The 12,746-nt window shown below is 56.7% G+C and carries 12 protein-coding genes; 1 reads left to right on the forward strand and 11 read right to left on the reverse strand.

The window, feature by feature from the left end:
- Positions 1-42: 42 nt before the first annotated feature.
- From PYR66_14080 to PYR66_14105, 6 genes are all read right to left on the reverse strand, one after another.
- Positions 43-1,761: an aldehyde dehydrogenase family protein gene (locus tag PYR66_14080; GenBank protein ID WEF26461.1), complete on the reverse strand. Its 1,719-nt coding sequence runs from the start codon at positions 1,759-1,761 to the stop codon at positions 43-45.
- Entirely contained in the window at positions 1,758-3,386 is a 1,629-nt protein-coding gene (locus PYR66_14085) for a long-chain fatty acid--CoA ligase (GenBank protein WEF30452.1), read from the reverse strand. Before PYR66_14085 ends, PYR66_14080 begins: the two co-directional genes overlap by 4 nt.
- 232 nt (positions 3,387-3,618) lie before the next feature.
- On the reverse strand, positions 3,619-3,906 hold the full coding sequence (locus tag PYR66_14090) for a hypothetical protein (GenBank protein ID WEF26462.1): 288 nt from the start codon (positions 3,904-3,906) through the stop codon (positions 3,619-3,621).
- A 215-nt stretch (positions 3,907-4,121) separates the two neighbouring features.
- Complete coding sequence (locus PYR66_14095; GenBank protein WEF26463.1) at positions 4,122-5,384, reverse strand: PTS ascorbate transporter subunit IIC; 1,263 nt, start codon at positions 5,382-5,384, stop codon at positions 4,122-4,124.
- Between the two features lie 31 nt (positions 5,385-5,415).
- Positions 5,416-5,682, reverse strand: coding sequence for a PTS sugar transporter subunit IIB (locus PYR66_14100; protein ID WEF26464.1), 267 nt, complete (start codon positions 5,680-5,682; stop codon positions 5,416-5,418).
- A gap of 11 nt (positions 5,683-5,693) precedes the next feature.
- The gene (locus tag PYR66_14105) at positions 5,694-6,134 is read right to left on the reverse strand and encodes a PTS sugar transporter subunit IIA (protein WEF26465.1); all 441 of its coding nucleotides are present in this window, start codon (positions 6,132-6,134) and stop codon (positions 5,694-5,696) included.
- A gap of 222 nt (positions 6,135-6,356) precedes the next feature.
- On the opposite strand from PYR66_14105, the gene PYR66_14110 reads away from it, so the two are divergent.
- Positions 6,357-7,415: a LacI family DNA-binding transcriptional regulator gene (locus PYR66_14110; protein WEF26466.1), complete on the forward strand. Its 1,059-nt coding sequence runs from the start codon at positions 6,357-6,359 to the stop codon at positions 7,413-7,415.
- A gap of 1 nt (position 7,416) precedes the next feature.
- Here the strand turns inward: PYR66_14110 and cobB are convergent, their stop codons facing one another.
- The 5 genes from cobB to lolC all read right to left on the reverse strand — a co-directional run bounded on the left by cobB (position 7,417) and on the right by lolC (position 12,410).
- Positions 7,417-8,241 carry an NAD-dependent protein deacylase gene (gene cobB, locus PYR66_14115; GenBank protein ID WEF26467.1) on the reverse strand — a complete coding sequence of 275 codons (825 nt, stop codon included), beginning with the start codon at positions 8,239-8,241 and terminating at the stop codon, positions 7,417-7,419.
- Between the two features lie 14 nt (positions 8,242-8,255).
- Positions 8,256-9,167, reverse strand: a complete 912-nt coding sequence (nagK, locus tag PYR66_14120) for an N-acetylglucosamine kinase (GenBank protein ID WEF26468.1) — start codon at positions 9,165-9,167, stop codon at positions 8,256-8,258.
- A 105-nt stretch (positions 9,168-9,272) separates the two neighbouring features.
- A complete protein-coding gene (gene lolE, locus PYR66_14125; GenBank protein WEF26469.1) occupies positions 9,273-10,517 on the reverse strand; it encodes a lipoprotein-releasing ABC transporter permease subunit LolE in 1,245 nt (414 codons plus the stop codon).
- Entirely contained in the window at positions 10,517-11,218 is a 702-nt protein-coding gene (gene lolD / locus PYR66_14130; protein ID WEF26470.1) for a lipoprotein-releasing ABC transporter ATP-binding protein LolD, read from the reverse strand. The genes lolE and lolD overlap by 1 nt, the downstream gene beginning before the upstream one ends.
- Positions 11,211-12,410, reverse strand: a complete 1,200-nt coding sequence (gene lolC, locus PYR66_14135; GenBank protein ID WEF26471.1) for a lipoprotein-releasing ABC transporter permease subunit LolC — start codon at positions 12,408-12,410, stop codon at positions 11,211-11,213. Before lolC ends, lolD begins: the two co-directional genes overlap by 8 nt.
- Positions 12,411-12,746 lie beyond the last annotated feature (336 nt).

Consider the following 12,746-nt stretch of genomic DNA (forward strand, 5'->3'; position numbering starts at 1 on the left):
CCCACGGGGCGGAACCTCGGTTCCGCCTTTTTTCATCTTCTCCTACCCACGCCACGCCTGCCAGAATATCCGCGGCAGTTTGCGCCACCCCGGGCGATAGTAAAATTCGAGCAGCCGTTGCGCCACCTCATCCTGGCGCTGGTGATTGATAAACCACGGCGGCTTCGGCAGTAGCGACAGTTCACCACGCAGTAGCCCACGCGGGAACGGCTGGAAAGGCGCCTCCAGCACCGTGCGTTCGGTGCTTTCCAGCATGAAGCTGTTATGTACCGTACCGCGTCCGCTCTGGATATCGGCCAGCGAATGGCCTGGATAAGCGCCCCAGGGACAAGGGGCTAACATAAATGCCACGCCAGTCCAGCTGTTGATCGCGATGGTGCCGTAGCGCAGTTCATTGATCAGCGCATGAAAACGTTTTTTACCGATAGCCTTCCTGGTACGGGGATGAATCACGATATTCGCCCCCAGGCTCCCCTGTAGCCGCTGGTTGGCGTAACCGATCGCCTGGCGCAGGAAACTCTCCGCGCTATCGGCGTCCAGCCGGGTAATTGACAGCGCCGGACCAAATACTTCTCGGTGGGTAAAATCGGCTGATTCTTCGCTATTGGCGATAACAAACGCCATCGTTCCTTCACGTTCAATAAGCTGCGGGTTGACCGCCCGATCGCAAAAGGCCGCGATCCGCGCCTCAGTACCGGGATAATAAGCCGGACGCCGGGAAGCGGCGATCGCCTGCTGTAACTGGTGCAATAACGCGCTCTCATGGCGCCAGCCGCGCTGCATCACCAATACCTGGCTGGCTACACAGTTAAAACCCGCGTTGTTGAGCTTTTGGCTCGCCAACTGCTGCGCCTGAAACGCAATATCCGCGGCGCTCCACGGCCCTGGGACCACGATGGTCGGACAGACGCCGCCAAGCTCTGAGGTCACTCGCCGCGCGTTACGCGGGGTCGCCGACTGACGGCGGCGTACACCTTCTTCGCCCTCGCCCCAGACAATCGCGTCATGACTGGCCGCTGAACCGGTAATGTGGATCTCTGCAATATACGGGTGTTCGCACAGCCATGCGCCGGTTTGCGCATCGCCGGTGACGATCCGTAACGCATCGCAGGCGATAAGCGGCGCCAGCGCCTGTTCAAGAAACGGCAGCAGATAGTCGTTGACCGGATTCAGTTTGAGCAGGCACACCTGGTTTTCGACAAATAGCTTATGCAGCGCATCGAGCGGCGAGATAGCGGCGACGTTGCCCGCGCCCAGCACCAGCGCCACTTTACCCTCCCGCTGCGCCAGCGGCCGCTCATAGGCCGTCGCCGCATGCCGGGAAAGATTATCCCGCGTCACTCCGGCCTGCATCCAGACCTCCGCCTTCACGCCGGATAGCAGCAGTTTTTCCCACACGCTCCCCGGCATCACGCGCAGCGCCAGGCGCCCGTCTGCCAGCGTGCGACCAGGGATCTGCTGTAGAAACGCTTTGTCGGTCATCTGCGCCAACGTCACCATCAATCCGTGGCAACCAGCCATCAGCGCCACCGGGCCGGCGAACCATTCTTCGCCAGTCAGCGGGCTCCCGGCAGGCAACCCTTTCGCAGCAGAAGCGGCCTGCACCCATTGCGGGGCAATCTGCCGCAGCTGGTGTTTAATTTTCTGCAGCAGCGCCAGGCGCATTTTGACTGATTTTGTCGCCCAGCGCTGACGGGCGGCATACAGCTCCGCCAGCGCCGCCTGATGCTGCGGATACCGAACAGATTCAGCGATGCTCATGTTTCCTCGTTCATTAAAATCTGGCCGTACTGGTCACGTAGACGATTTTTCAATACTTTACCCGTTGCGCTGACCGGCAGCGCATCAATGAAAATAATACGGTCGGGGATCTGCCATTTCGGCACCCTTTCCTGATACCACGCCAGCAGCTCCGCCTCGTCCACTTCGCCCCCTTCCGCGCGGACGCACAGCAGCACCGGACGCTCGTCCCAGCGCGGATGGCGTGCGGCGATGGCCGCCGCGCTGCGTACCGCCGGATGGGCAATAGCGATATTTTCCAGTTCGACGGTGGAGATCCATTCGCCGCCGGATTTGATAATGTCTTTCGCCCGATCGTGGATAACCAGATAGCCGTTAACGTCGAGCGTGCCGATATCGCCAGTATCAAACCAGCCATCAGCGGTGAGCGCGCTTTCCTCGCGACCAAAGTATTGCTCCACGACCCAATGCCCGCGAACCTGCAAATAGCCCTGGCTTTCACCATCGCAGGGCAACGGTTTCCCCTCAATATCCACCACCCGCAAATCAATACCGAAGATCGGCCGCCCCTGACCGTAGCTTTGCTTACGCTGCTGTTCCTCCGGGAGCGCCGCGTGCTTGCTCAGCAGCGTGTTGATGGTGCCGATGGGCGAGGTTTCGGTCATTCCCCAGGCATGGATCAATTCAATATCATAATCACGCTTAAAGACCTCCATCATCGACGGCGGCAGCGCAGAGCCGCCAACGAAGGAGCGTTTGAAATAAGGTAAACGAACCTGCGATTTCCGTAGCGCCGCCAGCAGCCCGGCCCAGATAACCGGCACGCCAAAGGCCACACTCACCTTCTCGGTGCTCAGCAGCCTCAGCAGACTATCGCCATCAAGATGCGGTCCCGGCAGCACCAGCCGCGCGCCGACCATCGCGGCGATAAACGGCGTCCCCCAGGCGTTGACGTGGAACATCGGCACCACCGGCAACAACGAATCCTGTGCTGATATTCCAGCGCCATCCGGTTGATTGCCGCTTAGCGCATGCAGCACCAATGAACGATGGGTATTCAGCACTCCTTTCGGTCTTCCCGTCGTTCCCGAGGTATAACACAGCGAGGCGGGCGTCAGTTCATTCAAGGCCGGCCACGGATATTGTGCATCGCCCTGCCGCAACAGATCGTCAAAAAAACGCAGCGACGGCAGTAGGCTCTGCGCCTCTTCGCTATGCGGCTCCATTAACACGATCTGTTTCACCGTTGGCATCTGTGGCTGCAGCGGTAGTATTAGCGGCAGGAAAGTCTGGTCGATAAACAGCACCTCATCGGCAGCATCGTTGATGATATACAGCAGATGTTCAACCGACAGCCGCGGGTTGATGGTGTGCGTCACCCAACCGCCTGATGCGACGCCAAAATAGATCTCCAGATGGCGGCGGTTGTTCCACGCCAGCGTGCCGCAGCGGGCGCCGGGAGCCAGACCCAGCGCTGACAGCGCCGACGCCAATCGGCGGGCGTTGCAAGCCACCTCCCCCCAACAGCTGCGCTCAATCGCTCCGTCGGTACTCACCGAAACGATCTCCGTCTCGCGGTGATAATGCGCCGCATGGTCAAGCAGCGCGGCGGTGGTTAAATCCTGATAAATCATCGGCGACAGCATCACTGGCTCTCCTGTACAAACTGACGGGCATGGCGGATGGCGCCGTGGTTCACGTGGCAACGATCGGACGCCTATAAAATCTGGCCCAGATTCGGCCGTTCGCACCAAAAAACGTACAGAAATCAGCGCTAACGCACAAAAAAACGCAGCGGCTGATCAGTGGGAAATAGCGGGGTTTACAGCGATAGATTTGGCAGGTAGCATGTCGCCGCCTGTTGATAAACGCCAGACACTAGGCGCGCAGCGGATGAATGCGAGATTTCACCAGCGCATCTTCAACGTCGAAATCACTCAAAGGATAGTTGGTGGCCACCAGGTAGAAGCGACCATCCTGTGCCGGATATTCGTGAACGTGATAGTTCACCATTTTCGGCGCGGTTGTCGGGGCGTCATCAAAAGCGCGTTTGGCATGTGAGGCATACTTTGAGCGCACAGCCAGGCGGGTGGATTTAATATCACTATAAATTTCGCCATGGTGCTCGTCGCCGAGGATCAGGTAATCAACGTACTCAGGGGGCATCTCACACTCCTTCTTTGTAGCCAGAGTGAAGAATATGCCATAAATAACGGCAGCATATCGCTTCGCTAGTCACAATATTGCAACCGAAAAATAACACGTTATGAGTATCGCCCGGAACGCATCCAGGTACAGCGTCCCAGGCGACAGGTGAACGTGAGTGCCGTAGTGGGGTAATAGAAATCGCGTTGTCGCTCCCCCACCGCCACATGACTTAGTTAATGAAACCACGCCAGAATATGCCCAAGCGCAATGCCGACAACGCCGAAGTCCGCATCACCAAAGGTGGTGGATGCAAAGCCCAGATCGCCCATCAACGGCAGCAGGATGGCAGGTAAGAAAGAGATCAATAAACCTTGAGCAAAAGCACCGATCACCGCGCCGCGGCGGCCACCGCAGGCATTGCCGTAAACACCGGCCGTCGCGCCGCAGAAAAAGTGCGGCACCAGCCCCGGGACAATCACGCTCAGACCGAACAGCGGGCACAGAAACATGCTGAGCAAACCGGCGGTAAAGCTCGACAGAAAGCCGACGATCACCGCATTCGGCGCGAACGGGAAAACGGTCGGGCAGTCGAGCGCCGGTTTCGCGTCCTTCACCAGCTTATCGGCAATCCCTTTAAATGCCGGGACGATTTCAGCGATCACCATGCGTACGCCCGCGAGAATGATCCATACCCCAGCGGCAAAGGTCAGCGATTGAATGATGGCGAAGATAATGAAGTTCTGCCCGCCGCTGATACTGGTTTCGACGAAGGTCTTACCGGCCACCAGTACTAAAATCAGGAACAGAATCATCATGGTGAGCGAAATCGCAACCGAAGAATCACGCAGGAAGTTCAACGATTTCGGAACCTTCAGCTCTTCAATAGACGGACTGCCCTTACCGACCAGCTTGCCAACCCATGCCGAAAGTAGATAACCGGTTGAGCCGAAGTGGCCAAGCGCCAGATCGTCGGTGCCAATAATTTTGCGGGTAAACGGCTGCAGGATCGCCGGGGAAACAACCATCATCGCACCGAGGATAATCGCGCCAAGCGCCACCACCCAGAACGGAGACAAGCCGCCAACGGAGAGGATCACCGCCAGCATCGCCGACATATACAGCGTGTGGTGGCCGGTGAGGAAAATGTATTTCAGCGGCGTGATGCGCGCGAGAATGATGTTAAACAGCATCCCCAACACCATGATCATCGCCGTCGCGGTGCCGTAGTTTTTCTGCGCCAGCGCAGCCATCGCGTCGGTATTCGGTACCACGCCCTGAATATGGAACGAATGTTCAAACAACTGGCTGAAGGTGGTTAAGGTGGTCGCAATAATAGCCGCGCCAGAAGTTAAAATCACGAAACCCATAATCGTTTTCAGGGTGCCGGAAATAACATCCGAGAAAGCTTTTTTCTGCAATAATAAGCCAATCAAGGAGAACAGGCCGACCAGTATCGCTGGCGTGCCGAGCACGTCATGAATAATAAACTGCAGCATAGAGTGACTCCGTAGGGCCGCAAGAAATTAATTAAAGATGTTCGACGAGGATTTCTTTAATTTTATTATTATCGAGCAAATTAGTTAAACCGAAGACCTGGGCAGAATGGCCTGAAAGCTGTTCAGCAATATCTTTGGCGCTTAATATAATATCGGCAGTTTCACTTTTAGCCGACGTTAAGTCCGTGTGGGAAACCTCCGCCTGTTTGTTTAACTCAGTGAGAATTTTCTTCACGTTCATTTCAACGATGAAGCTACTACCTAAACCATTACCACAGACAATCAGTACCTTCTTCATTATTAACCTCGTTAACCATTGATTATTTGTTGAATTTTCTCAAGCGTCGATGCGTGTAACAGACTCTCCAGTCGTGACTCATCGCAAAAAATTTCCGCCAACGCGGTGATCATGCGGATATGCTCATCGCCGGAAACCGCACACAGCATCAGCACAACATAGATGGGGTCATTCTCATCAGCCTCGAATGAAACGCCCTGTTTAATATGTAAAAGCGACAGGCCGTTTTTAATCGCCCCCTGCTCCGGACGCGCGTGCGGCATTGCCAGGCCGGGGGCCAGAACATAATAAGGACCGAGTTCCTGATGACTATTAAAAATAGCGTTTATATAGCTAGAATTAATCGCTCCTTGCGCTAATAGAGGTTGTGCAGATATTTCCACCGCGTGCTTCCAGTCAGCGACACTTTCAATTATTTGGATATTTGTTGCGGGCAACCAGGTTGAAATCATAAGCGCCTCATTCCTTTTTAAAGTGAGGCTACTATAGTGGAATGGATTCCCGTCTTTCCGTGATCAAACTCTCAAAGTTAGCGCTAACACAATAAAATGTTAAAATACTTGTTACCGCTAACTTTATTAACCATACTTTGCTTAAACGCGGTGACGCATGGTGACTTCACGCCGCCATCATTTACAATAACGTTTCAAGGTTGAACGGAAAGGAGGAGTTCAGTGCAGACGTTACAAACGGATGACGGCAGCAAAGAGAAACGCAGAAAAAATACCGGTAAAATTACGCTGGCGGAAGTCGCAAAGCTGGTGGGCGTCAGTACCATGACCGTATCCCGCGCGTTACGCATGCCTGAAAAGGTGAATCCCGACCTGCGCTGTAAAATTGAAGCCGCGGTCAGCGAATTGGGCTATGTGCCTAATCTGCAGGCGCGCAGCCTCGCCTCAGCGGATTCCACGCTGGTGATGGGCGTTGTCCCCTCTTTCTCTTCGCCGGGCTTTATCGCCGTCTCTGAAACCTTGCAAACCGTGCTCGCCACCCAGGGTTATAGCATGATGTTTATTGAGTCCGGCCAGGGCAGCCAGAGCGAGGAAAAGGCCTTCCAGCAGATGCTGGCCTATAATCCGGCCGCCATCGTGCAGTTCAATATTGATAATATCGACAGCTGTGCGCAAATGCTGGTCAACGCTGGCGTACCGGTGGTCGAAATCGGCGCCATCAACCGTGAAACCCGCGGCGTCAGTATTGGTGTCGACTACGCGGCAGCGATCAAAAAACTGGTCGCCGCGCTGGCGCAGGCAGGATACAAAAACCTCGGGCTGCTGTGTACCGCCTCAAATAACGTGATGTTTCGCCAGGTTCTCAGCGGCTGGAACAGCGGCATGCTGGCCATCAACCATTCACCACACCGCGTGGTGACGCCGCACTTACCCTCCGGCATTACCACGGGTTTTAATCTGCTGAATGATATTCGCATCACCTGGCCGGAACTGGATGCGTTGATTTGCACGTCGGATGAAATTGCCTGCGGCTGCATTATGGCCTGTCATAACGCCGGGATCGGCGTGCCGGACACGCTGGCGTTGGCAAGTTTAAGCGGCGGGACGCTCGCGTCAGTATGTTCGCCAGCGCTGACAGCGGTGGAGTTTCCATGGAGCGAAACCGGCACCATCGCAGGAAAAACGTTGTTGAATCTGCTGGCGGGCAACGGGCCGGAGAGCAACATTGAGCTCGCCTCCAGCCTGAAAATCCGCGCCAGCAGTAAAAAGGCGCAGCGTTAAATTAAAGCCCTTTTAGCAGCTTATCAATGAACGCCGGTACCACTTCGCTTGCCAGCCCATAGTGCTTCTCAGCGAATTCACTGCCAACCTGGCTTGGTTCAAGATTAAGTTCGACCGTGTGCGCGCCGTGCAGACGGGCTTCGTGGACGAAACCGGCTGCCGGATAGACATGCCCGGAGGTGCCGATAGCGATAAAGATATCGGCTTCCGCCAGCCCGCCGTAGATCTCATCCATGCCTAACGGCATTTCGCCGAACCACACCACATGCGGACGCAGTGCCGCCGGGAACTGACAGCAGTGGCACTTGTCGTCCGCAGTCACATCGCCGGTCCACTCCAGTACCTGCCCGCTCCACGCACAACGCACTTTCAGCAGCTCGCCGTGCATGTGGATAACCCGGCGGTTTCCCGCACGCTCGTGCAGGTTATCGATATTCTGCGTCACCAACAGGAAACGGTCGCCGAGCGCGTCTTCCAGCTTCGCCAGCGCCAGGTGCGCGGCATTCGGCGTGATGTCCGGGCTCTGCAACTGGCGGCGGCGGTCGTTGTAAAACGCCTGCACCAGCGCCGGATCGCGAGCGAAGCCTTCCGGCGTCGCCACGTCCTCAACCCGGTGCTCTTCCCACAGACCGTCGGCGGCACGGAAGGTTTTAATGCCTGACTCCGCCGAAATACCGGCGCCGGTTAACACCACGACTCGCGGTTTGTCTATCGCCTCCGGCGGCGTTTTGTCTTCGCGGAAGAAGACGCGTTGCCGTAAGCGATCGCGCAACTGGCGTTTTTTACGACGGAAACGGCTTAAGCGATGTAAGCGGCGCGACAGCATAGCTACCCCTGTAATTAATGAGTCAAATGAAGGAAGGCCGCACCGCGCATGCCTCCAGCATCACCGTGGCGCGCGCGCTCAATGCGCGGCACCCGGGCGACCGGAAGCAAATGACGCGGCAGGCGCTGCGCCAGCCCTTCGGTTATAGCAGTAAAATTAGACAATCCTCCGCCTAACACCAGCAGATCCGGATCGATAATAGTGAGAATATTACCCAGACACACGGCTAACAGGTTGAGATAACGTTCCACGTGCTCCTGCGCCTGCGCGTCACCCTGCTGCCATCGCGCAACGATCTCCGGCGAGGTTAAGGATTGATGGTAAAAATGGTGATACAGCCAGGCGAATCCGCGGCCAGAAAGGTAATTTTCAATGCAGCCGAGTTGACCGCAGCCGCAGCGGGTGAGCGGAAAATCGCGCCCGACCACGTCCAGCGCGTCCACCGGCAGACGGATATGGCCGAATTCGCCGGTGATATAGCTGTGACCGGTTATCGATTTGCCATTGAGTACGACCCCGCCGCCGACGCCGGTGCCGAGGATTAATCCCATCACCAGCGGATACTGGGTGAATTCGTCATCCCAGGCTTCAGAAAGCGCAAAGCAGTTGGCATCGTTGTCGAGGCGCACTTCGCGCCCCAGCCGCGTGCTGAGATCAACGCGCAGCGGTTTGCCGCTGGCAGCGGGAACGTTGGCGGCGTACAGATTGCCGTCCGCGGTTTCCGGCATCCCCGGGATCCCAATACCGACCGCGCCTTCCACGCCGAAACGCTGGTCGGCTTCGCGAACCAGCGACTCAATCGCCTGCAGGAAAGCCTCGTAGCTTTCCGTCGGGGTGGCGACGCGTTTTTCCCACTGCAATCGCCGCGCATTATCAAACACGCCCAGCGCTATCTTGCTGCCGCCAATGTCAAATCCGTAGTACATTTCAGCAATTCCTCTTGTTGGCCCCAACACCTCATCCTTTGGGCGGTCTCTGCATCAGCAGCGTTAGCTCAATGGCTGCGGTGTATCACGGGCCATGACGATAAATTACTGGCCACTCAGCACCCTCGCCGGGTCGATACGACTGGCGCGGCGGGCGGGATACCAGCTGGCCAGCAAACTCAGCAACAGTGCTGTCACCAGCACATAAACGACGTCCAGCCAGTGCAATTCAGACGGCAGGAAGTCAATAAAATAAATATCGCCGGAAAGGAATTTATGCCCGATCAGCGCTTCGATACCGTTGATAATCGACGTCAGCTTCAGCGCGGCCGCCACGCCGATAGCCACTCCGATCAGGCTCCCTACCGAACCGGCAAGTAAACCATACCATACGAAAATCGCGCGGATTAAGCCGTCTTTCGCGCCAAGCGTGCGCAGTACCGCAATATCGCCGCTTTTATCTTTCACCGCCATCACCAGCGTCGAGACAATGTTAAAGCAGGCAACACCGATCACCAGTACCATCGCGAGATACATGATGGCGCGAATCATTTGAATATCACGGTACATGTAGCCATAGGTGCCAATCCAGCTTTTGATATAGACATAGCTGTTGGTTACTTCCCCGGCGTCGCGCACCAGGGTATTGGCGTGGAACACGTCGGTGACTTTAATGGCGATACCGGTGACGCTGCTGCCCATGTCCAGATACTGCTGGGCATCCGGCATCGGGATCATCGCGAAGCTGTGATCGAGCTGGCCGCTCAGTTGCAGAATGCCGGTCACGTGAAGCCTGACGCGCTTGGGCTGCAGCAGTTGATGTTCAGCATCCGAGTTCGGGATCATGATTGACACCCAGTCTCCCTGCTTAACGTGCAACGCATCGGCGACCCCTTTGCCCAGGATCACCTGCTGCTCGCCAGCCTTAAAATTGGCCCAGGCGTTGTTCTGCACGAAATTCGGCAGTGAACTCAAGCGGCTCTCCTGCTGCGGATCGACGCCCTTCACCTGAATGGCGCGCATATTGCTGCCGCTCTCCACCAGCCCGGTAAAGTTGATATAGGGCGCGGCGGCGACGATACCTTTCACTTTCTCGACTTTCGCCAGCGCGTCGTTCCAGTTGTTCCACGGCTGATTGACTGGCTCGATTTCACCGTGCGGCACTACCGCCAGAATGCGGTTGTTGAGCTCGCGCTCGAAGCCGTTCATCGCGCTCAGGCCGACGATCAACACGGCAACCCCCAGCGCGATGCCAATCGTGGAAATCACGGAGATCAGCGATACCATGCCGCCGCGGCGTCTTCCGCGGCTAAAACGCAGCGCAATCAGTAACGATAACGGAGAGGCCATTACTCGGCCCCCATCAGGGTCAGGTCGGCCGTCAGGCGGCCATCGCGCATCTCCAACTGGCGGTTCATCCGTTTCGCCAACTGCAGGTCATGGGTGACCACCAGGAAGGCGGTACGCTGGGCGACGTTCAGCTCGCCCAACAGCTCAAAAATGCTGTCGGCATTGCGAGCATCGAGGTTACCGGTCGGCTCATCCGCCAGCACCAGCCGCGGTTTATTCACCAGCGCGCGAGCAATCGCCACGCGCTGGCGCTCACCGCCGGAAAGCTCCGACGGGCGGTGATGGCTGCGGTGTTCCAGCCCCACCGCCTGCAGCATCGCCTTGGCCTGGCGTTCGATATCCGTCGCTTTTTTCTTACCGATCAGCAGCGGCATCGCCACGTTTTCCAGCGCGGTGAAGTCCGGCAGCAAATGGTGGAACTGATAGATAAAGCCGAGTTCGCGATTACGCAGATCGGCGCGGGCCGCGGCAGAGAGCGCGCTCATCGCCTGACCGGAGAAGATAACGTCGCCGGAGGTCGGAGTATCCAGCCCGCCGAGCAGATGCAGTAGCGTACTTTTGCCGGACCCCGAAGAGCCGACAATGGCCATCATCTCACCCTCTTGAATGCTGAAGCTCACATCGTGCAGCACGTCGGTTTGCACGTTGCCTTCCTGATAGCGTTTGCACAGGTTGTCGCATTGCAGCAGGATCTTATTCATAACGTAAAGCCTCAGCGGGTTGAGTGGCGGCAGCGCGCCAGGAAGGATACAACGTAGACAGCAGGGCCAGCACCATCGCCACCAGAGCGATAATGATCACCTGCAGCGGCTCAATCGCCACCGGCAGAGCCGCGCCGTCCAAAAACGCGCCGATAATCGGCATCAAATTATTCAGTTGGCTGGCCAGCAGCACGCCAAGCAGCGCGCCGAGTAGCGCGCCAACAATCCCGGCGCTGGCGCCCTGTACCATAAAGACCGCCATGATCTGCCGCGGCGTCAGCCCCTGAGTCTGCAGAATCGCCACCTCGCCCTGCTTCTCCATCACCATCATGCCTAACGACGTAATGATGTTGAAAGCAGCGACGGCGACAATCAGGCTCAGCAGCAGCCCCATCATATTTTTTTCCATCCGCACGGCCTGGAACAGCTCGCCTTTACGCTCGCGCCAGTCCTGCCATTTGGTGCCGTCCGGCAGTTTCTGCTGACTGAGCGTGTCAACCTGCAGCGGCTGGCTCAGCCACAAGCGCCAGCCGGTGATATTGCCCAGCGGATAGCGCATCAGACGGGAGGCATCATCGATGTTGGTCAGCATCTGATAACCATCGACTTCGCTGTTGGCGGCAAAGGTGCCGATGACGTTGAACAGGCGCTGGCTCGGCACGCGGCCCATCGGGGTAAACTGGCTGGCGGAAGGAACCATCACGCGAATTTGATCGCCGCGATTAACCCCCAACTGGCCCGCCAGTTGTTCGCCAAGAATGACGTTATATTTACCCGCCTGTAGCTCGCTCTGTTTGACGTTCGTCAGGTAAGGCGTCAGCGGATCTTTTTGCGCCGGATCGATACCCAGCATCACGCCGACGGCGACGCTGCGGGCGCTTTGCAACACCACATCGCCGGTGGTCAGCGGCGCAATACGCGTCACGCCCTGTAGCTTGACGGCGTTTTCCGGCAGCTGTTGCGGATTGATAGACCCCTGTTGGGCGCTAAGGATAGCCTGCGGCATCAGCCCCAGGATGTTGTTTTGCAGCTCGCGTTCGAAGCCGTTCATCACGGACAGGACGGTCACCAGCGCCATCACGCCAAGCGTAATGCCGATGGTCGAAAGCCAGGAGACGAAACGGCCGAAGCGGTCGGCTGCGCGCCCGCGCATGTAGCGAAGGCCGATAAATAGTGCGGCAGGTTGGTACATGTAATCCATCTGGTTGCTGATAGCCGATGTTCGAGTATATATGGCATAACCCAACGCGTAAATCGCTGATACGGTAGATTTTTTCGCCAAAACAACAAAATAATGATTTTAAATCAATCAGTTAATTTAGAGTGTATATATTTATCTATCGGAATGCGCCGCAGAAAACGCCGCGCCGATGGCCATTCAGGTTGGCGAAATCAGGTCAATTGCGGATAATCAGAGACATTGAATATCAGCAATTTGCCCTTACATCGTAGAGCGAATGCGCGCGACATTTGGCCGACTGTGGTCAAACAGTACAAACAATCGCCTGATGGGATAGGCGCTAAGGGA

The sequence above is a fragment of the Klebsiella aerogenes genome, assembly GCA_029027985.1.
GTDB classification, from domain to species: Bacteria; Pseudomonadota; Gammaproteobacteria; order Enterobacterales; family Enterobacteriaceae; genus Klebsiella; species Klebsiella aerogenes_A.

Bases quoted from the DNA above. Each gene is read 5' to 3' on its own strand.
- PYR66_14080 (WEF26461.1), bottom strand. From the start codon at position 1,761: ATGAGCATCGCTGAATCTGTTCGGTATCCGCAGCATCAGGCGGCGCTG.
- PYR66_14085 (WEF30452.1), bottom strand. From the start codon at position 3,386: ATGCTGTCGCCGATGATTTATCAGGATTTAACCACCGCCGCGCTGCTT.
- PYR66_14090 (WEF26462.1), bottom strand. From the start codon at position 3,906: ATGCCCCCTGAGTACGTTGATTACCTGATCCTCGGCGACGAGCACCAT.
- PYR66_14095 (WEF26463.1), bottom strand. From the start codon at position 5,384: ATGCTGCAGTTTATTATTCATGACGTGCTCGGCACGCCAGCGATACTG.
- PYR66_14100 (WEF26464.1), bottom strand. From the start codon at position 5,682: ATGAAGAAGGTACTGATTGTCTGTGGTAATGGTTTAGGTAGTAGCTTC.
- PYR66_14105 (WEF26465.1), bottom strand. From the start codon at position 6,134: ATGATTTCAACCTGGTTGCCCGCAACAAATATCCAAATAATTGAAAGT.
- cobB (WEF26467.1), bottom strand. From the start codon at position 8,241: ATGCTGTCGCGCCGCTTACATCGCTTAAGCCGTTTCCGTCGTAAAAAA.
- nagK (WEF26468.1), bottom strand. From the start codon at position 9,167: ATGTACTACGGATTTGACATTGGCGGCAGCAAGATAGCGCTGGGCGTG.
- lolE (WEF26469.1), bottom strand. From the start codon at position 10,517: ATGGCCTCTCCGTTATCGTTACTGATTGCGCTGCGTTTTAGCCGCGGA.
- lolD (WEF26470.1), bottom strand. From the start codon at position 11,218: ATGAATAAGATCCTGCTGCAATGCGACAACCTGTGCAAACGCTATCAG.
- lolC (WEF26471.1), bottom strand. From the start codon at position 12,410: ATGTACCAACCTGCCGCACTATTTATCGGCCTTCGCTACATGCGCGGG.